A 20,081-nucleotide genomic window follows, 5' to 3' on the forward strand; every position below is an offset into this window, starting at 1 on the left:
ACGGCTCTGCTAACCTTGCGCCGACCGGCCGAGGCGTCGGGGCCATTTTTGAAAAAACCATGCTCCGCCTCCTCCTTCTGGTCCTGTTCCTCGCCGCCCCCGGCCTCGCCGCGGCGCAGCTGGGTAAGGCCCCGAAGGATCTCGTGCGGGCGCGCCTCGTATCGGAGGCGGCGACGCTGGCCCCCGGCCGCACGGTGACGCTCGGCCTCCACATGGCGATGAAGCCGGGCTGGCACGTCTACTGGCGCAATCCCGGCGATTCCGGCCTGCCGCCGGAGATGGCGTGGCGTCTGCCCGAGGGCTTTTCCGTCGGGCCGACGCAATGGCCGGCACCGGAGCGCATCCCGGTCCAGACCCTGATGAATTTCGGCTACGAGGGCGAGGTCACCCTGCTCGTACCGCTGCGCGTGCCCGAGACGCTGCCGGCCGGCGGCACCGTGCCCCTGTCCGGCACCCTGTCCTACCTCGTCTGCGAGGAGATCTGCATTCCGGGCTCGGCCGAACTCGCCCTCGACCTGCCCGTCGGCACCACGACAGAGCCCGATCCGGCCCAGGCGCGCCTGTTCACCGAGGCCCGCGCGGCCTTGCCCGAAGCGGCTCCGTTCCCGATCCGCGCGACCCGCGAGGGCGAGAACTTTTCCCTGCACCTCGAGCGGCCGTCCGGCGCGCCCGCGCTCACGAACGCGGCCTTCTTCCCCTACGCGGAAAGCGCCCTCGACAACGCCGCCGAGCAGATTTTTGCGAGTGGGGAGGGCGGGGCGCAGCGCCTCGTCCTGAAACCCGGCGACTCAAAAATCGCGCCGGAGGCGCTGGGGGGCGTCCTCACCTTCGACGAGGCCGGCACCCGCAAGGCCTACGCCGTCGGCCCCGAGCCGGAAGCCGCCCCGGCGGCGACCGCCCCTGTGCCGGCGCCGACGCCCGCTCCGGCTGCAGACTCCGAAAACCTGACGCTGTGGAGCGCCGCCGGCCTCGCCCTGCTCGGCGGGCTGGTTCTCAACCTGATGCCCTGCGTCTTCCCCGTGCTGTCGATCAAGGTGCTGAGCCTCGTGAAACAGGCCGGCGAGGCGCGGGCGCGGGTGCGCCTGCATGGGCTGGCCTATACCGCGGGTGTGCTGGCGAGCTTCTTGGGATTGGCCGGACTGCTGATTGCCCTCAAGGCAGGAGGCGCCGGGATCGGCTGGGGGTTCCAGCTTCAGTCGCCCGTCGTCGTGGCTTTGCTGGCCTACGGGCTGTTCGCCGTGGGCCTCAGCCTATCGGGCGTCGTGCATGTCGGCGGGCGGCTCGCCGGGCTCGGCGACGGGCTGACCCGGCGCGCGGGCTATCAAGGCTCGTTCTTCACCGGCGTGCTGGCGACGCTGGTGGCCACCCCCTGCACGGCGCCGTTCATGGGCGCGGCGGTGGGGTTCGCGCTGACCCAAGGCGCCGGCGTCGGCCTGCTGATCTTCGCCTGCCTCGGCCTCGGCCTCGCCCTACCGTTCCTGGCGCTCACGGCGTTTCCCGGCACGTTGAGCCTGCTGCCGCGGCCCGGCGCCTGGATGGAGACCGTGAAGGGCGCGCTCGCCTTCCCGGTCTACGCCACCGCGGCGTGGCTGATCTGGGTGCTTGCGCAGCAGGTCGGGCCGGACGGGCTGCTCGGCGCGCTCGGCGGCCTCGTGCTCGTCGGTTTTTCGGCGTGGGCTTGGGAGCGAGCGCGCGATGCGAAAAAGCTCGGCACCGGGCTCGGACGGGTGGCGGCGGCGCTGGCGCTCGTCGGCGCGCTCGCGCTCGCCGCCGCCCTCGACGGTCAGAGGGCGGGCGCCGCGGGCGTGCGGCTCGCCGGCAGCGAGGAGCCGTTCACGCAAGCCCGCCTCGACGCACTGCGGGCGGAGGGGCGCACGGTGTTCGTGGACATGACGGCGGCGTGGTGCATCACCTGTCAGGTCAACGAGCGCACGGTGCTCAACCGCGAGGCGGTGCAGGCGGCGTTCAAGGCCGGCTCGGTCGCCTATCTCAAGGGCGACTGGACCAACCAGAATCCGGAGATCACGCGGCTGCTGGAGAACCACGGCCGCTCCGGCGTACCGCTCTACCTCGTCTATCGGGGCAAGGGCGAGGCGCGGGTGCTGCCGCAGATCCTGACCGAGGCGGTCGTGCTCGACGCGGTCAAATCCGAAAAGCTCGCGGCGCGCTGATCAGTCGGTCCGGCCGGGATCGGCAGCGATCACCCGGAAGAACACCGCGAGGCCGACGAGGAACACGACAAGCCCGAGTCCCGTAGCGTAGGGTTCGAAGCCCGGCCCGACGAGGGCGAGCGCCGCGCTGCGCCCCGCCAGCGTGTCGCCGGCAGCCAGCACCACGCCCACGAAACTCTCGCCGACGAGGAAGCCGGAGGCGAGCAGCACGCCGCGGCGGCGGGCGCCGTCGACCGCGCTCGCCTCGTCCTCCTCGCCGCGCGGGCGGACGTTGGCCCGCAGCCGCCGCTCGGCGATCCAGGCCAGCACGCCGCCGATGGCGATGGTCATCTCCACGGCGAGCGGCAGGTACATGCCGATCCCGACCGTCAGCGCCGGAAAGGTCAGCCCGCGCTTGCGCAGCCGGGTCTCGACCGCGACGAGCACGGCGCCCAGCCCCGCGCCGATCAGCACCATGGTCCAGGGAAGCGTCCGGTGGACGATGCCGTTCGCGATCTGCGAGGTCAGCGCGGCTTGCGGCGCCGGCATCGCGTTGGCCGCATCCATGCCCTCGCGGGGCAGGGCGCCGACGAAGCCGTAGGCCTCGTAGAGCAGCGACAGCAGCGGCCCGATCACCGCCGCGCCGACGAGCACGCCCGCGATCAGCGCCACCTGCTGGCACCAGGGCGTCGCCCCGACGATGCGCCCCGTCTTGAGATCCTGCAAATTGTCGTTGGCGATGGAGGCGGTGGTCACGATCACCGAGGCGACGAGGAGGGCTGCCGCGATGACGAAGCGGTCGCCTTCGGGCCCGGCCGAGGTGCCGATGAGGAGCGGCAGCAGCACGGCGGCCGCCATGGTGGTGAGGATGCCGATCCCCGAGATCGGGCTCGACGAGGAGCCGAGCAGGCCCGCGAGATAGCCGCAGGTCGCGGCCATCAGGAAGCCGAACACGACCGCGAACACGGTGAGCGTCGCGACCATCACGATGTGCAGGCGCCCGAGTTCGGCGCTGCCCGAAAACATCCAGAACAGGCCGGCGAGCGGCACGGCGAGCGCCAGCGCCGCCCCGAAGACCCAGGTGATCGGCAGGTCGCGCTCTTCCCGAGGCTGATCCTTCCCCGGCATCCCCGAGCCGCTGCCGCGGGCCGAGGCCAGGGCCGCGCGCACGCTCGACAGGATGGGCTTGGCCAGCGAGCCCACGGTCCAGAGCCCACCGACCGCGATGATGCCGGCCCCGATCAGGCGCACCTGATCCGACCACACCGCCTGCGCCATCTCGGACGCGCTGGCGCCTTCGCCCTGCCCGAGATAGGTCAGGAGCGGCACGGCGATGCCCCAGGCGATGACGACGCCGGTCAGCAGCGCGAGGCAGGCGCCGATGCCGACGAGGTAGCCGACGCCGACCAGCGCCAGCGAGAACCCGGTGCCGAGCCGGAACGCCGCGCCACCGAACGCGACCGCCCCGTGCAGCCCCTCGCCGAGCACGCGAAACCCGGTGGTGGCGAGCCCGATGATCCCGGCCGCAGCCGCCGCGGTCAGCAGGTCGCGAAGACCCTTGGCCCCGGCCTCGCCCTGGCCGGTGCGCAGCACTTCCGCCGCAGCGACCCCTTCGGGGTAGGGCAGGTGCTCGCCCGAGACGAGCGCGCGGCGCAGCGGGATCGAGAAGGCGACGCCGAGCAGCCCGCCGATGCCGCAGACCGCGGTCGTCTGCCAGAACGGGAAGCCGTGCCAATGCCCGATCAGCACGAGGCCGGGCAGGATCAGGATGACGTTGCAGAGCGTGCCTGCGGCCGAGGCCTGGGTCTGGACGATGTTGTTCTCGAGAATCCCCGAGCCGCCGAGCAGCCTCAGGCCGCCCATGGCGATCATCGCCGCGGGGATCGAGGACGAGAACGTCATCCCGGTCTTGAGGCCCATATAGACGTTGGCCGCCATGAACACGACGGTGATGGCCGCCCCGAGCAGCAGCCCGCGCAGCGTGATCTCGACATGCCGCGAGGGCGGGCTGGGCGCGTGCATGGCGGATTCCCGGAGAGAGCGCGCTCCGGTGCGGCGCGCTCCTCAGCGGGAAACTTTACGGGTCCGGCGGTCTTTCCCTGCCGCGGCAAAGGACGCCGCGCCACCCGGAGACGCCGTTCGTGCCGATGCCCCGCCGCCGGATGACCCGCTGACATGTGCGGACATCCCCAAAAAATCGAGCCGCGCTCCGGCGTGGCCTTCACCCTGAAGCGCGGCCAGCGGCTCACCGTGATCGACCCGGAGGGCGAGCAGGTCGCCGACCTCGTGGCGTTCGTGCGCGACGACATCGACGAGGTGATCTCGTCGGGCCGCACCATCGACTACGCCTCGCGCCTGTTCCTGACGACGGGCGACCCGATCTACTCCAACCGCTCGAATGTGCTGCTCGACATCGTCGAGGATACGGTCGGCCGCCACGATTTCCTGCTCACGCCCTGCTCGGCCGACACGTTCCGCATCATCTACGGCGACGAACACCCCCATCGCGGCTGCTTCGGCAACCTCGCCGCCGCGCTCGAACCCTACGGCATCGGGCCGGACCGCATCCCGGTGGCCTTCAACGTGTTCATGCATGTCGCCATCGACGGCACCACGGGCGAAATCGCGGTGAAGCCCCCCTTGAGCCGGGCGGGCGACCGCGTGGTGTTCGAGGCGAAAGTGGACCTGATCGTCGGGCTCACCGCCTGCTCGGCCCTGCAATCGAACAACTACGCCTTCAAGCCGATCCTCTACGCGATCGCCGACCCGGCGTGAGCCGTCCCTCGCGTTTCCCCTCTGTTCTCCGCGTCCCGGCTTGGCTAAACGGCGCGCCATGCTGCGCCTTCGCGAGTATCAGCGCGCCGCCCTCGACGCGCTCCAACGGCACTGGGACGCGAAGGGCGGGCCCGGCCTCGTCGTGCTGCCGACGGGCGCCGGCAAGGCGCTCGTGATCGCCGCCCTCGTGCGCGAATGGCTGGAGCGGGCGCCGGGGGCCCGCATCTGCGTGCTCGCCCATGTCCGCGAACTCGTGGCGCAGAACCACGCCGAACTGCTGGCCTACTGGCCCGCGGCGCCCGCCGGCATCTTCTCGGCCGGGCTCGGGCGGCGCGAGAGCGGGGCGCCGGTCACCTTCGCCTCGATCCAGTCGGTGCGCGACCGCGCGTCCCTGTTCGAGGGGACCGACCTCGTCGTCATCGACGAGGCCCATCTGGTGCCGCGCTCGGCCGAGACCGGCTATGGGCGCTTCCTCGCCGGGCTTCGCACCGGCAATCCGGACCTCAAGGTCGCGGGCTTCACCGCCACGCCCTACCGGCTCGATTCCGGCCGCCTCGACGAGGGCGAGGGCCGGGTGTTCGAGCGCATCGTCCACGAATCCGCCGTCGGCGACCTGATCGGGCAGGGTTTTCTCGCGCCGCTGATCTGCAAGGCCACCGCGCTCACCCTCGACGTCTCGGGCGTCGGACAGCGCGGCGGCGACTACATCCCCTCGGCGCTGGAGGCCGCGGTCAACCGCGACTGGATCACCCGCGCGGCGGTGGAGGAGATGGCGGCCTACGGGCGGGATCGCCGGGCCTGGCTCGCCTTCTGCGCCGGCATCGATCACGCGGGCGCCGTGCGCGACGCGGTGCGGGAACAAGGGTTTTCTTGCGAGACCGTCACGGCCGAGATGGGCAAGCGCGAGCGCGACCGCATCGTGCGCGACTTCCGGGCGGGCAAGATCCGCTGCCTGACCTCGGTCGGGGTGCTGTCGACCGGGTTCAACGTGCCGGAGGTCGATCTGATCGCGCTACTGCGCCCGACGCAATCGGCCGGGCTCTACGTGCAGCAGGTCGGCCGGGCGCTCCGCCGCGCGCCGGGGAAGTCCGACGGGCTCGTCCTCGACTATGCCGGCTTGGTCCGGATGCACGGCCCGGTCGATGCCGTGACCGCGCGCAGCGTCGCTTTAGGGCCGGCTGTGGGAGGCGCGGCCCGCGCAAAACCCTGCCCCGGCTGCGGCGCGCTGATCGCGCTCAACGCCAGCACCTGCGAGGCCTGCTGGGTCGAGCCGGAGGCCGAGGACGCCGAGGCGCCCCACGCGGCAACCGCCGAGGACGCGCTGCCGATCCTGTCCGAGACCATCGCGGGCTGGCGCTCCGTGACGGCCTGGAGCCTCGCCCCCGGCCCCGGCGGCCACGGTCCCGACCGGCTGGAAGCGGTGTTGCGCTGGCCCGGCGGCGGCTGCCGCATGGAGGTGTGCGTGGAACACTCGGGCCATGCCCGCGAGCGGGCGGTGGCGTGGTGGCGCGCCTGCGGCGGGGCCGAGCCGGTGCCGCTCACGGTCGCGGAGGCCCTGGAACGGCAGGACGAGCTGGAACGCCCCGATTCCGTGCGGATCGAGGCCGCGGGCCGGCTGTCGGAGAGCGTCGAGCTGCGGTTTCCGGACGGGCGAAGGTTTCGGGATGTGCGGCGGTGGGGCGGGTTGGCGGCGTAGACCTCACGCCCGCAGAAAATCGATCAGCGCCGCGTTCACCGCGTCCGCCGCCTCGTGCTGCACCCAGTGGGTCGCGTCCGGAATCCACTTCACCCGGCCCCGCTCGCACAGGGCGAGGCTCGCCTCGGCCAGCCCCGGCTGGAGCGCCGGATCGCGCCGGCCCCATAGGATCAGCGTCGGTGCCGCAACCCGCGGCGGGGTCTGATCCCGAGGCAGGCGGGCGAGCGCCCGGTACCAGTCGAGCATCGCCGTCACCGCGCCGGGGCGGCGCCAATCCTCGGCGTAACGGTCGAGATCGGCCTGCGAAAAGGTGCCGGGCCGGGCGGAGCGGCGCAGCATCTCGCGTAAGCCCAGACAATCGCGGGCGGTGAGCAGACGCTCGGGGACGAGGGGCAACTGGAACAGACCGGCATAGGTGCTGCGCAGGACCTGCCCCGGATGGCGCAGGAGATACGGCCCGAACACCCCCGGATGGAAGCCGTTGAGCGCCGCCAGCCGCTCGACGCGCTCGGGATAAAAGCTCGCGGTCCAGAACGCGACGAGGGCGCCCCAATCGTGCCCGACGAGTCGAAATTTTTCGAAGTTGCAGGCATCGGCCAGCGCGATCACGTCCGCGGCGAGCCGGTCGAGGTGATACGCCTCGATGCCCCGTGGCCGGTCGCTGAGGCCGTAGCCGCGCTGGTCCGGCACGACGAGGCGCAGGCCGCTTTCCGCGAGCGGGCCGATCTGGCGGCGCCAGCCGCGCCGGGATTCGGGAAAGCCGTGCAGCAGGATCGTCGCCGGCCCGTCCGCGGGACCGGCCTCGGCGACGTGAAGGCGCACGGGGCCGAGCGGAACGTGGCGGTGGCGGAGTTCGGGATCGGGCATGGGGTCCACGTAAAGGGGTCATGCGGCGAACGCTGCAGGGTCGGCGGGGTTCGGGCCGGCGCCGGACCCGCTATAGAGGGCCTGAGATCACGAGGCCCCCTTCGATGCCCCTGCTGCGCTGCCTGCTCGCGCTCGCCTGCCTGACCGTGGGCGTCGCTTCGGCGCAAAGCCGCACCGTCACCGACGCCGCCGGGCGCCGGGTCGAGGTGCCGGACAGGATCGAGCGGGTGCTCGCCGCCGGCCCGCCCGCCGCAGTGCTGCTCTACACCCTGGCGCCGAAGACAATGATCGGCTGGCCCCGCGCGCCGCGCCCCGAGGAGAGTGCCTTCCTCACACCCGAGACGGCGGCATTGCCATCCACCGGGCGGCTGACCGGGCGGGGCGGCACCGCCAACGTCGAGGCGGTGCTGGCCTTGAAGCCAGACCTCATCGTCGATGTCGGCAGCACCGGCGCGACCTACGCCTCGCTGGCCGACCGGGTGCAGGCGCAGACCGGCATCCCCTACATCCTGCTCGACGGCAGCTTTTCCAAGGTGCCCGAGACCTACCGCACGCTCGGCACCCTGATCGGCGCGGAGGCCGAGGGCGAGGCGCTCGCCGCGGAATCCGAAAAAATCCTGAAGACGGTGGCCGAGGCCGTCGCCGCGGTGCCGCCAGAGCGGCGCCCGCGGGTCTATTACGGGCGCGGGCCCCGGGGGCTGGAGACGGGGCTTTCCGGCTCGATCAACACCGAGATCATCGAGGCGGCGGGCGGGCGCAACGTCGCGACCTCGGAGGGGATGGGCGGGCTCGCCGGCATCTCGCCCGAACAGGTGCTCGCCTGGAATCCGGACGTGATCCTTTTGCTCGATCCGGCTTTCGCCGCGAGCCTGCCGAAAGACCCGCTCTGGAGCGGGCTCAAGGCGGTGAAGGAGGGGAAGGTCTACGCCGCCCCGGTGCTGCCCTTCGGCTGGGTCGATGCCCCGCCGGGCGTCAATCGCCTGATCGGCCTGCGCTGGCTCGCCGGCCTGTTCTTCCCCGACCAATTCAAGGAGCCGCTGCCGGAGGCCGTGCGCGGCTTCTACCGGCTTTTCTACCACGTCGAGCCGAGCCCGGCGCAGATCGAGGCGCTGCTGGCCGCCACCGCGCCGCTGGCCAAGCCGCAATGAGCGAGGTTGTGGCCGCCATCCCGGCCCGGCGGCGCCTCGCGGGGTGGAGCCTCGCGGCCCTGCCGGTGCTGGCGCTGCTCCTGCTGGTGCTCGTCTCCCTCGGGACCGGCCGCTACCCCGTGCCACTCGCCGACGTCTTTTCGCTGCTGCTCGCGAAGGCCTTCGGCCTTGCCTCCTCGGTCGATCCGACCGCGCAGACCGTGGTGCTGCAGGTGCGCCTGCCCCGCGTGCTCGGCGCGCTCGTCGTCGGGGCCGGGCTCGCCGCCGCCGGGGCGACCTATCAGGGGCTGTTTCGCAATCCCCTGGTCTCACCGGACATCCTGGGGGTCTCCGCGGGGGCGAGCCTCGGGGCGGTGCTCGGCATCGTGCTGACCCTGCCGGCAGCATGGATCCAGGGGCTCGCCTTCGCGGGCGGGCTCGGTGCGGTGGCGGTCGTCTACGGCGTCGGCATCGCGGTGCGGCGGCGGGGCGCGTCCGATCCGGTGCTGACGCTGGTGCTGGCGGGCGTCGCCGTAGGCGCGCTGCTGGGGGCCGGCATCGCGCTCCTCAAGGTGCTGGCCGATCCCTACAACCAGCTGCCCGCCATCACCTTCTGGCTGCTCGGGAGCCTCGCTTCCGTCAACCGCGGCGATCTCGGCGCGATCCTGCCCGCGATGGGGATCGGCCTGATCCCGCTGGTGCTGCTGCGCTGGCGCGTCAACCTGATGAGCCTGGGCGACGAGGAGGCCCGCGCGCTTGGCGTCGAGACGCGGGTGATCCGCCCGATGCTGGTGGCCGCCGCGACCCTCGTGACCGCGGCGGCCGTCTCGGTGACGGGCGTGATCGGCTGGGTCGGGCTGATCGTCCCGCACGTCGCCCGCCTGCTGGTCGGTCCCGATTTCCGCCGCCTGCTGCCGGCCTCGCTGCTGCTGGGCGCCGGCTACCTCACCGCGGTCGATCTCCTGGCCCGCACCGTCGCCACCATCGAGGTGCCGCTCGGCATCCTCACGGCGCTGGTCGGCGCGCCGTTCTTCCTGTGGCTGCTCGCCACCGCCAAGCGCGGCTGGGCCTGATGCTCGAACTGGAAAATCTTACGTTCGGCTACGGCCCGAAGACCGTCGGTTCGGGCATCAGCCTGACGCTGCCCCCCGGGGAGACCCTGTGCTTGCTCGGGCCCAACGGCGGCGGCAAGACCACCCTGTTCAAGACGATGCTCGGCCTGCTGCCGCCGCTCGCCGGCCGCGTTCTCCTGGACGGCACCGACCTCGCCGGGTTGCCGCGACGGGACATCGCCCAGACAATCGCCTACGTGCCGCAGGCCCATGCGGCGTTCTTCCCGTTCCGGGTGCGGGAGGTGGTGGTGATGGGCCGCGCCAGCCGGCTCTCCGCCTTTTCCAGCCCCGGCCCCGCCGATCACGCGGCGGCCGAGCGGGCGCTCACGATGCTCGGCATCGGCCATCTCTCGGAGCGGGTCTACACCGAGATCAGCGGCGGCGAGCGCCAGCTCGCGCTGATCGCACGCGCACTCGCCGGAGAGCCGCGCCTCCTCGTCATGGACGAGCCGACCGCGAGCCTCGATTTCGGCAATCAGGCCCGCGTCCTGGGGCAGGTGCGGCGCCTGTCGGCCCACGGCATCGCCGTGGTGCTCTCGACCCACGATCCCGGCCACGCCTTCCTCTGCGCCGACCGGGTGGCCCTGCTCCACGGCGGGCGCCTCGCGGGGCTCGGGGCGCCTGCGGAGACGGTGACGCCGGAGACGCTGCAGCTGCTCTACGGCGTGGAGGTCGCGGTGGTGCCGCTGCCGGGGGAAGGGCGGGCGGTGTGCGCGCCGGTGCTTGCGTGAAGCGGGATCGCCCCCGCCCGATCCCTCACCACACCGTCGGCTTCGGATTGCGCTCGCCGAACCCCATCTGGTGGCGACGGGCAGGACCCGCGTGCGTTGCGGCAACGCGTCGGCGGGCGGGGTTCGGACCCCTGCGCCACATCGCCGCCACGGGGCGCCCGCGCTTCCGCCACCGAAAAAGTCAGATTTCGCGAAGAGTTCGTCAACCAAGAGCCACTATCGCGTGGTCAACAGACCGTATCGGCAGTCGAGGCCGGGGCCGCACGATGCGGGCCGCCGCGCACCGCACTGCAACAGCACCGGAACCCGTCCCGTGAGTTTCACCGTCACCGCCGGCGCCGCCCCGCGGGTCTATTCCTGGCAGCACGGCTCGATGCTCAGCGCCCTGGAGCAGGGCTTGTCGCTCGCCACCTCCGGCATGGCGGAGGTGCGGATCACGGACGGGCAGGGCCGCTGCTACAGCCCCGCCGCCCTCTATCAGGTGATGTTCGGCCAGCGGGACGCCCGTGAGATGCCCCGCGCCCGCGCCGCCTGATCCTTCCGGACGTTACGCGGCCGAGCGGCGGCCTTCCTCCACGCCGTCGAGGGCGCCATGCGCCTCGGCCAGGATCGCGTAGGAGCGCAGCCGCGCCGCGTGGTCGTGGATCGCGCTGGCCACGATGATCTCGTCGGCCCCTGTCTCGGCGGTCAGCCGCTCGAGCCCGGCCCGGATCGTCCCGGCTGTGCCGACCAGGGAACGGGCCAGCATCCGCGACGCCTGACGCTTCTCCGGCCCCGACCAATAGGTCTCGATGTCATCGATCGGCGCGGGCAGCAGGCCGCGGGTGCCGCGCAGGAGGTTGGTGAAGGCCTGCTGCGGCGTCGTGAACAGGCGGCGCGCTTCCGCCTCGCTGTCCGCCGCGATCCCGTTGATCGCCACCATGGCGTAGGGCTTTTCGAGCTGTGCCGAGGGGCGGAAGCGGGCGCGGTAGGTCTCCAGCGCGGGAAGCAGCGCGTCGGGCGCGAAATGGGAGGCGAAGGCGTAAGGCAGCCCCAGCATCCCGGCGAGTTCGGCTCCGAACAGGCTCGATCCCAGAATCCACAACGGCACCCGGGTGCCCGCGCCGGGCACCGCCCGGACCGCCTGGCCCGGCTGCGGATCGTCGAGGAAGGCCTGCACCTCCAGCACGTCCTGCGGAAAAATATCGGCGGCCCCATAGTCGCGGCGGAGCGCCCGCAGCGTCGCCCCGTCGGTGCCGGGGGCGCGGCCCAGGCCGAGATCGATCCGGTCGGGGAAGAGGGTGGCCAGCGTGCCGAACTGCTCGGCCACTGTCAGCGGCGCGTGATTGGGCAGCATGATGCCGCCCGCGCCGACACGGATGGCTCGCGTGCCCGCCGCCACGTGGCCGATCACCAGGGCGGTCGCCGCGCTGGCGATGCCGGTCATGTTGTGGTGCTCGGCGAGCCAGAACCGACGATAGCCGAGGTCTTCGGCGTGCCGTGCCAGGGCCCGGCTGCGGTCGAGGGCGTCGCGGGCGGTGCCGCCCTCGGGGATCGGCGCGAGGTCGAGGACGGAGAGGGGCGGGAGGGACATGAACAAAACTTTCCGAACGCTTTCACCCCGCTGCCGTACGCAACGGTTCTTTCCCCCTCCCGGGATGCGAGATCGTGAGCCGCGACAGAATCCGCAAGACGGGGGCTTGCGCGATGCCCCGAACCCGTCCTAGCTTTTGGTCATCGGCGCTTCGCGGCGCCGTCTCAGCGAGTAAGGAGGTTGGCCATGAGACATCAGGGCAATATCGTCTCCACTGCGCGCACCGCCGACGCGGATCAGGACAAGCCACCCAACCACAACCGGCAGGGATAGTGGCCGCCCCAGGCGCCGCGGCCGGTCGAGTTCCCCCGCCCATCCGAGGGTGAGGCCGTAGCTCCCGGCGCGCGAGAGGCAGCGTGGTCCTTGCAAGAAAAAGCCCGCCGGCGTGAGCCGGCGGGCTTTTTCAATTCCGGCGGTCCGTTTCCACCGTATTCAAGATGCGCGGCGCGGGCCTTGCAAAGAGGCGTTCCGAATTCGCCTCGGAGCCCCGCGCCCGGATGACGATCTTTCATTTCGAGTTGTGCCGGAACGGGGAGCGGATCGGCCCGACCGAAACGCGCGACTGCCCGGATTGCGGCATGGCCTTCCGCGCCGCCCGCGACATGATCCGTTCCTTACGTGAGGAGGATTGCCTGCCGAACGGGGCGCGGGAGCATACCTTGCGGGTCTCCTACGTCGATCACAGCCTGCTGTTCGATCTGCCGTTCGATCTTCGGATTTGAAGGCGCAGCCGATCCGGCTCCTCTCCTTGGACGAGCGCGCGATCTCGGATCCGAGCCGATACTCCGGAGCAACGGCCCGAACGGTGGGAGCGGGCTTTCGACAGAAAGGCGATGCCTCAACCCGGATCGTCGGCGGGCTTCGGCCCCGGTGGGGCGAACAGGTCTTCGGGGGCATCGGCGACGACGCGACCGCCGGGGATGTCGAGGGTCGGGACGAAGGCTTTGGTGAAGGGCAGGAGCGCCGTCGGCCCGCCGGCCGCCGGGCGAATCTCCAGGAGATCGCCGCCACCGTAATTCGGCACGGCGACGATGGTGCCGATCGCGGTGCCGCCCGCATCCTCCACGGTGAGCCCGATCAGGTCGGCGAGAAAGAACTCGTCCTCCTCCGCCGCCTGCCCGAGACGCGCGCGGGACACCGCGAGAGTGAGACGGTTCAACGCCTCGACGGCATTGCGGTCGGTCACGCCCTTGACCCGCACGATCAGCAGGTCGGGCGAGCCGCCCGGCGCTTGGCGGGCGTCTTCCAGTTCGACCGTCCGGCCATCGGGCAGGCGCAAGGGGCCGTAGCCCGCGATGGCCGTGGGCTCACCGGTATAGGATTTGAGGCGCACCTCGCCGTGCAGGCCGTGCGGACGGCCGAATTCGCCGAGCAGGACGAGGTCGGGATCGGGGGAGGCGGGCGGCGTCGGCTTGGCGGCGGGCTTGCGCGCCGAAGTGACGGCCTTGGCACCCAACGGCTCGGGCCGTGCGGGCCCGCGGGAGGAGGAGCCGGGACGGCGGGCCATGCGGGATGCCTCGACAAGAAGACCGCGAGAAAAACCCTCCCCCACCCAAGTCGGGCTTGCCCGATTTGGGCAAGGGCTGGCGGATCTCGGGCAAGCCCGAGATCCGTTGCGGGAGGGTTGGTGCTGTGCTTTAGGCCGCGGCGTCTTCGGCCGGGGCGGCGGCCTTCTCGGCGCGCTTAGCGGCGCGCTCCTTGGCCTTCTCGCCCGGCTCGGCCTTCTGCGGGTTGTTGCGGGCCGGGCGCTTGGCGAGGCCGGCGGCGTCGAGGAAGCGCAGGACGCGGTCGGTCGGCTGCGCGCCCTTGGCGAGCCAGGACTGGATCTTCTCGTTGTCGAGCACGATGCGGGCCGGATCGTCCTTGGCCTTCATCGGGTCGTAGGCGCCGACCTTGTCGATGAAGCGGCCGTCGCGGGGGGCGCGGGCGTCGGCGACGACGATGCGGTAGTAGGGGCGCTTCTTGGCGCCGCCGCGGGTGAGGCGGATCTTGAGGGACATCAGTCGTTCCTTTCGGTGTCTTTGTTCAGATCGGCGTTGAGCGCGATCGTCTGGTGGTGCCGGATGACTTCCTTGACCACGAAGGCGAGGAATTTCTCGGCGAAATCGGGGTCGAGCTTGGCCTCGACCGCGAGGTTTCTCAGGCGTTTGACCTGACGCGCCTCCCGGTCCGGATCGGAGGGAGGCAGGCCCTTGCGGGCCTTCAGCTCGCCGACCCGCTGCGTGCAGCGGAAGCGCTCGGCGAGCAGATGGATCAGCGCGGCATCGAAGTTGTCGATGCTGTCGCGCAGGCGCGCGAGTTCGGGGTCGACCCCCTGCCCGGACAGGATGCTCATTTCTTCTTGCCCGGCAGGAAGCCGCCGAGACCCGGCAGCTTGGGACCGCCCAGGCCCGGTAGGCCCGGCATCTTGCCGCCCCCCATACCAGGGGGCATCGGCGGCAGCTTGCCGCCGAACTGCTTCTCGATCTGCGCGATCTGCTCCGGCGTCGGCTCGGGCATGCCCGGCGGCAGGCCCATACCCCCTGGCATCCCGCCCGGCATGCCGCCGCCCAGCCCGAACATGTTGCCGAGCGCTTGCCCGATGCCGCCGCGCTTGCCCGATCCCATCGCCTTCATCATGTCGGCCATGGTCCGGTGCATCTTGAGGAGCTTGTTGATCTCCTCGACCTTGACGCCGGCACCCGCCGCGATGCGCTTCTTGCGGGAATTCTTGAGAAGGTCGGGGTTCTTGCGCTCCTGCGGGGTCATCGACGAGATGATGGCGCGCTGGCGCTTGAACATCTTCTCGTCGAGATTGGCGCCCTCGACCTGCTTCTTGATCTGCCCCATGCCGGGCAGCATGCCCATCAGGCCGCCGATGCCGCCCATCTTCTCCATCTGGGCGAGCTGCATCGACAGGTCTTCGAGATCGAACTTGCCCTTCCGCATCTTCTCGGCGGTGCGCAGGGCCTGCTCGTGGTCGATGGTCTCCGCCGCCTTCTCGACCAGCGAGACGATGTCGCCCATGCCGAGGATGCGGTTGGCCACGCGCTGAGGGTGGAACTCCTCCAGCGCGTCGACCTTCTCGCCGACGCCGACGAGCTTGATCGGCTTGCCGGTGACCGCGCGCATGGAGAGCGCCGCGCCGCCGCGGGAATCGCCGTCCATGCGGGTCAGCACGATGCCGGTGACGCCGAGCCGCGAGTCGAAGGCGCGGGCGGTGTTGACCGCGTCCTGGCCGGTGAGCGCGTCGGCCACCAGCAGGGTCTCATGGGGGTTGGTCGCCGCCTTCACCTCGGCGGCCTCGTTCATGAGGCCCTCGTCGACCGTGGTGCGGCCGGCGGTGTCGAGCATCACCACGTCGAAGCCGCCCAGACGCGCGGCTTCCATGGCGCGTCGGGCGATCTGCACCGCCGACTGGCCGGCGACGATCGGCAGGCTTTCGACCTCCACTTGCTTCGCCAGAACCGCGAGCTGCTCCATCGCCGCCGGGCGGCGGGTATCGAGCGAGGCCAGCAGAACCCGGCGCTTGTCGCGGCTCGCCAGCCGACGGGCGATCTTGGCGGTGGTGGTGGTCTTGCCCGAGCCCTGGAGGCCGACCATCAGGATGGCGACGGGGGCGGGCGCGTTGAGGTCGATGATGCCGGCATCGGTGCCGAGCATGGTGATGAGTTCGTCGTTGACGATCTTCACCACCATCTGGCCGGGCGTCACCGACTTGAGCACGACGGCGCCGACCGCCTTCTCGCGCACCTTGTCGGTGAAGTCGCGCACCACTTCGAGCGCCACGTCGGCTTCCAGCAGGGCGCGGCGCACCTCGCGCATCGCGGCGGTGACGTCGGCCTCCGTCAGCGCGCCGCGGCGCGTCAGCCCGGAGAGGATGCCGGAAAGGCGGTCGGAAAGGCCTTCGAACATGCGTCGCGATCAGCCCGTGCTACTGGTGAAGGCCGGCATTGGCCACGCGGCGGGCGCGCAACGCGTCCTCGAACGCCGCGACCGCGCGGGCGAACTTGTCCCGGCACTCGGTGTTGCAGAAGCCGACCACGGCGCCGTTGTACAGCGTCAGCGCCTCGGGCACGATCGGCTTGCCCGACCAGGGGCAGAGATCGTTGACCGCATCTTCGATGCGGAGCGTCGGATCGGTGGCGGGCGCCATGGCGGCCTCGGGGTTCGGCTTCGGCGTCTTCACGGCAACGACGAGTGCGCCCGAGGGCGCGGACGCGCTGTCGGGCGTTGACCTCCGGCCTCTCGGGCCGGGCGGCGGCTCTTCGTGACGATCGAACGTCGAAATGGAGTTCGGGCGGATAGGCGCGACGAACGACGAAGTCAATCCCGGCGTCCCGGCGAGGCCGCCCGATCATGGACAACCTGTCATGTGCCGGACATCCTGCGGTGAGGCGAGCTTGTCCATTCTCCGGGCACTTCGGGGGAAGTGTCTCACGGGATGGAGATCATCCATGCTGAATCGCAGAATGATGGGTGCGGCCGCCCTCGGGCTGATCGGGATCGGCTCCGTGGCGCTCGCGGCGCAGGCCAACGAGCGGCCCGATCCGTTCGCCCGCGGCCATTGGCAAGGCCGCATGCACGGGCGCTGGAACGCGCTGTCGCCGGAGGATCGGGCGGCCTTCACCGATGCCCGCATCGCGGCCCTGCGCACCGGGCTGAAACTCACCCCCGATCAGGAGAAGCTGTGGCCGCCGGTCGAGGCGGCGATCCGCGACCTCGCCAAACAGCGCGACGCGCAGCGTACCGCCCGCCGCGAGCGCGGTCGCATGGTGGACGACGCCCCCGGGGCGCTGCGGGGCATGGCGGATGCCGCGACCGCCCGCGGTGAGGCCCTGCGCAAGCTGGCGGACGCCACGACGCCGCTCTTCTCCACCCTGGACGAAGGGCAGAAGCGCCGCGCCATGGTGCTCGCCCGGCCCTTGCGTCACGGCGGGGAGGGCCGCGGCTGGCATCATCGCCACGGCCGCGACTGAACCCCCCGCGCTTGATCCGCAGCCGTTACGGCGGCAAACCCCCGCGGGGAGCCCTCCGGCTTCCCGCGGAAAGATACGGAACGATATGGCGCGCCGGCCGCTCCTGAGGGGCGACACCCTTCCCCTGCTCGGCCGGCTCTGGCGCGAATGGCTCTCGCCCCATCGCGGCACGCTCGCCGTGGTGCTGGTGCTGATCGCGATCGTCGGCGCCGCGACCGGCCTCTACCCGGCGTTGATCAAGGCCGCCTTCGACGCCTTCGATCACAAGGATTCCTCCGCGCTCGCCTACGGCCCGCTCGTCGTCATCGCGGTCACCTCCGTGCGGGGCTTCGCCCTGTTCGGGCAGACGGTGCTGACCAACCGGGTCGTCACCCGCGTCGAGGCCGACATGCAGGCCGCCCTCTACGGCCACCTGATCGAGGCCGACCTAGCGCAGCTCGGCCGCGAGAGCCCGGCCGCCTTCACCCAGCGCTTCACCACCGACTTCGCCTTCATCAAGGAGGCGCTGACCCGCATCTCGACGGTGCTGCTGCGCGACCTCGCCATGCTGATCGCGCTGGTGATCGCGCTGGTCTGGATGGACCCGCTGCTGACGCTCGCCGCCGCCGTCACGGTGCCGTTCGTCGTCGGCCCGATCGGGAAGATCGGCAAGAAGCTGCGCCGGGTCTCGACCACGACCCAGGAGCAGATGGGCGCCACCGCGAGCCTCATCACCGAGAGCCTTCAGGGCGCCCGCGTCGCCAAGACCTACGCGCTGGAGGGCTACCTCAAGGGCCGCGCGACCCAGGCACTCGACGAGGTGCGCCGCCTCAAGATGAAGGCCGCCAACGCCCGCGGCCGGCTCGATCCGCTGCTCGAAGTCGGCGGCGGTTTCGCGGTGGCAGGCGTCCTGGTGCTGGTGGGCCAGCGGGTGATGTCGGGCGACCGGACGGTGGGCGACTTCACCGGCTACGTCGCCGCCCTACTGCTCGCGGCGCAGCCGGCCCGCGCGCTCGGCACCCTCAACGCGATCCTCCAAGAAGCGGCGGCCGCGCTGACCCGCTACTTCGCCCTGATGGACGAGGCGCCCACCATCCGCGAGAAGCCGGGCGCGCGGCCGCTCACCGTCACCGCGGGCGAGATCCGGTTCGAGGGGGTGCATTTCCGCTACCGCGCCGACGCGCCGGCGCTGGAGGGCATCGATCTCGTCGTGCCCGCGGGCTCGACCACCGCCCTCGTCGGGCGCTCCGGCTCCGGAAAATCCTCGCTCCTCAACCTCGTGCCGCGGCTGCACGACGTCACGCAAGGCCGCGTGCTGATCGACGGGCAGGACCTGCGCGACGTGACGCTCGCCTCGCTCCGCGCCAACGTCGCGGTGGTGTCGCAGGAGGTGGTGCTGTTCGACGATACGATTGCCGCCAATATCGGCTTCGGCCGTCCCGGCGCCACGCCCGCCGAGATCGAGGCCGCCGCCCGCGCGGCCGCCGCCCACGGCTTCATCGAGCGGCTGGGCGAAGGTTACGACTTCCGCGTCGGCCCGAGCGGCGGGCGCCTGTCGGGGGGCGAGCGCCAGCGCATCTCCCTCGCCCGCGCCTTCCTCAAGGACGCGCCGATCCTGCTCCTCGACGAGGCGACCTCGGCGCTCGATTCCGAATCCGAGCATCTCGTGCAGGCGGCCCTGGAGCGGCTGATGCGGGGCCGCACCACCCTCGTCATCGCCCACCGCCTCTCGACCGTGCGCGAGGCCGGCCGCATCGCCGTGCTGGAAGCCGGCCGCGTGGTCGAACTCGGCCGCCACGAGGAACTGGTCGCGGCCGGCGGCACCTATGCGCGACTGCACAGGCTTCAGTTGTCGGACGATTCCGGCCCGGCACGGACCGACGCCGAGGCGCCGTCTCCCGCGCGGACGTGATCGCCTCGGCGCCACCAAACCGCCCCTCGCGCGTAGACGATGCAGCCAGGAGGGAAGGCACCGCATGACACCTGCCTTGTTCGGACGCACCGCCGCGGGCGAAGTCGTCACGCGACACGGGCTGACCCGCGGGTCAATGCGGGTGGAGATCATCACCTACGGCGCGGCGATCACCGCCATCGAGGTGCCGGACCGCAGCGGACGGGTCGCCAACGTGGTCCTCGCCCTCGGTTCGGTCGAGGCCTACGAGACCCTGAGCCCGCATTTCGGCGCGGTGGCGGGCCGCTACGCCAACCGCATCGCCGGCGGGCGCTTCACCCTCGACGGCCGAACCTACACGCTGCCGGTCAACGCGCCCCCCAACACCCTGCACGGCGGCCCCGCCGGCTTCGGCAAGCGAAACTGGCGGGTCGTGGCCGCCGACGCCACCCGGCTGGCGCTGGCGCGACGCAGCCCGGACGGGGAGGAGGGGTTTCCGGGCAACCTCGATGCCGAAGTGGTCTACAGCCTGCCGGAGGACGGCACGCTCCGGATCGATTACCGCGCCTGGAGCGACCGGGCGACGGTCGTGAACCTGACCAATCACAGCTACTTCAACCTCGCCGGCGAGGGGGCCGGCGACGTGTTCGGGCACGAGGTCGCGGTCTTCGCCGATGCCTTCACGCCGACCGACGCGACCCAGGTGCCGACCGGCGAACGCCGATCCGTCGCGGGCACGCCGTTCGACTTCCGTGAGCCGACGGCGCTCGGCGCCCGCATCCGTGCGGGCGACCCGCAGATCGTCCTCGCCAAGGGCTACGACCACAATTTCGTGCTGCGCGGGCCCGCCGAGACCTTACGTCCGGCGGCAACCTGCTTCGATCCGGCCAGCGGACGGCGGCTGGAAGTCGCGACCACGCAGCCGGGACTCCAACTCTACACCGGCAACAATCTCGACGGCACGCTGGTCGGCCCCTCCGGCCGCACCTACCGCTCCGGCGACGGCGTCTGCTTCGAGACGCAAGGGTTTCCCGACGCACCGAACCGCCCGGATTTCCCCAGCACGGTGATCCGGCCGGGGCAGCGCTTCGTGTCGAGCACGACCTATCGTTTCTCGACGGTTTGACGGGAAGGCGGCCCAACGACCGCGCATGGCCGCTGCGGGCTTGGCTTCGATGGCAGGCGGATCGCCCGCCACAGAAGCCACTGCGACGCAACGACC

The 20,081-nt window shown here is 71.5% G+C and carries 19 protein-coding genes; 11 read left to right on the forward strand and 8 right to left on the reverse strand.

Going from position 1 to position 20,081, the window contains the following annotated elements; genetic code table 11:
• Positions 1-59: 59 nt before the first annotated feature.
• Positions 60-2,171, forward strand: coding sequence for a protein-disulfide reductase DsbD family protein (locus BM140_RS19635; protein ID WP_091950243.1), 2,112 nt, complete (start codon positions 60-62; stop codon positions 2,169-2,171).
• On the opposite strand, the gene BM140_RS19640 is transcribed toward BM140_RS19635, so the two are convergent.
• Positions 2,172-4,172: an OPT family oligopeptide transporter gene (locus BM140_RS19640; protein WP_091950245.1), complete on the reverse strand. Its 2,001-nt coding sequence runs from the start codon at positions 4,170-4,172 to the stop codon at positions 2,172-2,174. It lies immediately after the preceding gene.
• Between the two features lie 153 nt (positions 4,173-4,325).
• Here BM140_RS19640 and BM140_RS19645 point away from each other — a divergent pair, with 153 nt between their 5' ends.
• On the forward strand, positions 4,326-4,925 hold the full coding sequence (locus tag BM140_RS19645) for a DUF1989 domain-containing protein (protein WP_091950247.1): 600 nt from the start codon (positions 4,326-4,328) through the stop codon (positions 4,923-4,925).
• A 58-nt stretch (positions 4,926-4,983) separates the two neighbouring features.
• Positions 4,984-6,621: a DEAD/DEAH box helicase gene (locus tag BM140_RS19650; RefSeq protein ID WP_091950248.1), complete on the forward strand. Its 1,638-nt coding sequence runs from the start codon at positions 4,984-4,986 to the stop codon at positions 6,619-6,621.
• 3 nt (positions 6,622-6,624) lie between these two features.
• On the opposite strand, the gene BM140_RS19655 is transcribed toward BM140_RS19650, so the two are convergent.
• Positions 6,625-7,488: an alpha/beta fold hydrolase gene (locus BM140_RS19655; protein WP_091950250.1), complete on the reverse strand. Its 864-nt coding sequence runs from the start codon at positions 7,486-7,488 to the stop codon at positions 6,625-6,627.
• A 104-nt stretch (positions 7,489-7,592) separates the two neighbouring features.
• Here BM140_RS19655 and BM140_RS19660 point away from each other — a divergent pair, with 104 nt between their 5' ends.
• From BM140_RS19660 to BM140_RS19675, 4 genes are all read left to right on the forward strand, one after another.
• Entirely contained in the window at positions 7,593-8,636 is a 1,044-nt protein-coding gene (locus BM140_RS19660) for an iron ABC transporter substrate-binding protein (protein ID WP_091950252.1), read from the forward strand.
• Entirely contained in the window at positions 8,633-9,688 is a 1,056-nt protein-coding gene (locus tag BM140_RS19665; RefSeq protein WP_091950254.1) for a FecCD family ABC transporter permease, read from the forward strand. The genes BM140_RS19660 and BM140_RS19665 overlap by 4 nt, the downstream gene beginning before the upstream one ends.
• Positions 9,688-10,458 carry an ABC transporter ATP-binding protein gene (locus tag BM140_RS19670; RefSeq protein WP_425287072.1) on the forward strand — a complete coding sequence of 257 codons (771 nt, stop codon included), beginning with the start codon at positions 9,688-9,690 and terminating at the stop codon, positions 10,456-10,458. Before BM140_RS19665 ends, BM140_RS19670 begins: the two co-directional genes overlap by 1 nt.
• Positions 10,459-10,771: 313 nt before the next feature.
• On the forward strand, positions 10,772-10,993 hold the full coding sequence (locus BM140_RS19675) for a hypothetical protein (RefSeq protein WP_091950256.1): 222 nt from the start codon (positions 10,772-10,774) through the stop codon (positions 10,991-10,993).
• A gap of 12 nt (positions 10,994-11,005) precedes the next feature.
• Here BM140_RS19675 and BM140_RS19680 read toward each other — a convergent pair whose 3' ends face one another.
• Complete coding sequence (locus tag BM140_RS19680) at positions 11,006-12,031, reverse strand: LLM class flavin-dependent oxidoreductase (RefSeq protein WP_091950258.1); 1,026 nt, start codon at positions 12,029-12,031, stop codon at positions 11,006-11,008.
• A 497-nt stretch (positions 12,032-12,528) separates the two neighbouring features.
• Between BM140_RS19680 and BM140_RS19685 the strand changes: the two genes are divergently transcribed.
• Entirely contained in the window at positions 12,529-12,753 is a 225-nt protein-coding gene (locus BM140_RS19685; RefSeq protein WP_091950260.1) for a DUF6894 family protein, read from the forward strand.
• Between the two features lie 116 nt (positions 12,754-12,869).
• On the opposite strand, the gene rimM is transcribed toward BM140_RS19685, so the two are convergent.
• From rimM to BM140_RS19710, 5 genes are all read right to left on the reverse strand, one after another.
• Positions 12,870-13,538, reverse strand: coding sequence for a ribosome maturation factor RimM (rimM, locus tag BM140_RS19690; RefSeq protein WP_091950262.1), 669 nt, complete (start codon positions 13,536-13,538; stop codon positions 12,870-12,872).
• A gap of 130 nt (positions 13,539-13,668) precedes the next feature.
• Entirely contained in the window at positions 13,669-14,031 is a 363-nt protein-coding gene (gene rpsP, locus BM140_RS19695; RefSeq protein ID WP_091950264.1) for a 30S ribosomal protein S16, read from the reverse strand.
• Complete coding sequence (locus BM140_RS19700) at positions 14,031-14,366, reverse strand: chorismate mutase (protein WP_091950266.1); 336 nt, start codon at positions 14,364-14,366, stop codon at positions 14,031-14,033. Before BM140_RS19700 ends, rpsP begins: the two co-directional genes overlap by 1 nt.
• Complete coding sequence (gene ffh, locus BM140_RS19705) at positions 14,363-15,925, reverse strand: signal recognition particle protein (RefSeq protein WP_091950268.1); 1,563 nt, start codon at positions 15,923-15,925, stop codon at positions 14,363-14,365. The genes BM140_RS19700 and ffh overlap by 4 nt, the downstream gene beginning before the upstream one ends.
• 19 nt (positions 15,926-15,944) lie before the next feature.
• On the reverse strand, positions 15,945-16,166 hold the full coding sequence (locus BM140_RS19710; RefSeq protein ID WP_091950301.1) for an eL24 family ribosomal protein: 222 nt from the start codon (positions 16,164-16,166) through the stop codon (positions 15,945-15,947).
• A gap of 301 nt (positions 16,167-16,467) precedes the next feature.
• Here BM140_RS19710 and BM140_RS19715 point away from each other — a divergent pair, with 301 nt between their 5' ends.
• The 3 genes from BM140_RS19715 (at position 16,468) to BM140_RS19725 (ending at position 19,985) form a co-directional block, all read left to right on the forward strand.
• A complete protein-coding gene (locus BM140_RS19715; protein WP_244535517.1) occupies positions 16,468-16,989 on the forward strand; it encodes a Spy/CpxP family protein refolding chaperone in 522 nt (173 codons plus the stop codon).
• Positions 16,990-17,074: 85 nt separating this feature from the next.
• Positions 17,075-18,880: an ABC transporter ATP-binding protein gene (locus BM140_RS19720; RefSeq protein ID WP_091950272.1), complete on the forward strand. Its 1,806-nt coding sequence runs from the start codon at positions 17,075-17,077 to the stop codon at positions 18,878-18,880.
• A 64-nt stretch (positions 18,881-18,944) separates the two neighbouring features.
• On the forward strand, positions 18,945-19,985 hold the full coding sequence (locus tag BM140_RS19725) for an aldose epimerase family protein (protein ID WP_091950275.1): 1,041 nt from the start codon (positions 18,945-18,947) through the stop codon (positions 19,983-19,985).
• The last annotated feature ends 96 nt before the right edge of the window (positions 19,986-20,081 follow it).

This window comes from Methylorubrum salsuginis, from assembly GCF_900114375.1.
GTDB classification, from domain to species: Bacteria; Pseudomonadota; Alphaproteobacteria; order Rhizobiales; family Beijerinckiaceae; genus Methylobacterium; species Methylobacterium salsuginis.

Coding starts and splice junctions, on each gene's coding strand:
- BM140_RS19635 (WP_091950243.1), top strand. CDS start 60: ATGCTCCGCCTCCTCCTTCTGGTCCTGTTCCTCGCCGCCCCCGGCCTC.
- BM140_RS19640 (WP_091950245.1), bottom strand. CDS start 4,172: ATGCACGCGCCCAGCCCGCCCTCGCGGCATGTCGAGATCACGCTGCGC.
- BM140_RS19645 (WP_091950247.1), top strand. CDS start 4,326: ATGTGCGGACATCCCCAAAAAATCGAGCCGCGCTCCGGCGTGGCCTTC.
- BM140_RS19650 (WP_091950248.1), top strand. CDS start 4,984: ATGCTGCGCCTTCGCGAGTATCAGCGCGCCGCCCTCGACGCGCTCCAA.
- BM140_RS19655 (WP_091950250.1), bottom strand. CDS start 7,488: ATGCCCGATCCCGAACTCCGCCACCGCCACGTTCCGCTCGGCCCCGTG.
- BM140_RS19660 (WP_091950252.1), top strand. CDS start 7,593: ATGCCCCTGCTGCGCTGCCTGCTCGCGCTCGCCTGCCTGACCGTGGGC.
- BM140_RS19665 (WP_091950254.1), top strand. CDS start 8,633: ATGAGCGAGGTTGTGGCCGCCATCCCGGCCCGGCGGCGCCTCGCGGGG.
- BM140_RS19670 (WP_425287072.1), top strand. CDS start 9,688: ATGCTCGAACTGGAAAATCTTACGTTCGGCTACGGCCCGAAGACCGTC.
- BM140_RS19680 (WP_091950258.1), bottom strand. CDS start 12,031: ATGTCCCTCCCGCCCCTCTCCGTCCTCGACCTCGCGCCGATCCCCGAG.
- BM140_RS19685 (WP_091950260.1), top strand. CDS start 12,529: ATGACGATCTTTCATTTCGAGTTGTGCCGGAACGGGGAGCGGATCGGC.
- rimM (WP_091950262.1), bottom strand. CDS start 13,538: ATGGCCCGCCGTCCCGGCTCCTCCTCCCGCGGGCCCGCACGGCCCGAG.
- rpsP (WP_091950264.1), bottom strand. CDS start 14,031: ATGTCCCTCAAGATCCGCCTCACCCGCGGCGGCGCCAAGAAGCGCCCC.
- BM140_RS19700 (WP_091950266.1), bottom strand. CDS start 14,366: ATGAGCATCCTGTCCGGGCAGGGGGTCGACCCCGAACTCGCGCGCCTG.
- ffh (WP_091950268.1), bottom strand. CDS start 15,925: ATGTTCGAAGGCCTTTCCGACCGCCTTTCCGGCATCCTCTCCGGGCTG.
- BM140_RS19710 (WP_091950301.1), bottom strand. CDS start 16,166: ATGGCGCCCGCCACCGATCCGACGCTCCGCATCGAAGATGCGGTCAAC.
- BM140_RS19715 (WP_244535517.1), top strand. CDS start 16,468: ATGCTGAATCGCAGAATGATGGGTGCGGCCGCCCTCGGGCTGATCGGG.
- BM140_RS19720 (WP_091950272.1), top strand. CDS start 17,075: ATGGCGCGCCGGCCGCTCCTGAGGGGCGACACCCTTCCCCTGCTCGGC.
- BM140_RS19725 (WP_091950275.1), top strand. CDS start 18,945: ATGACACCTGCCTTGTTCGGACGCACCGCCGCGGGCGAAGTCGTCACG.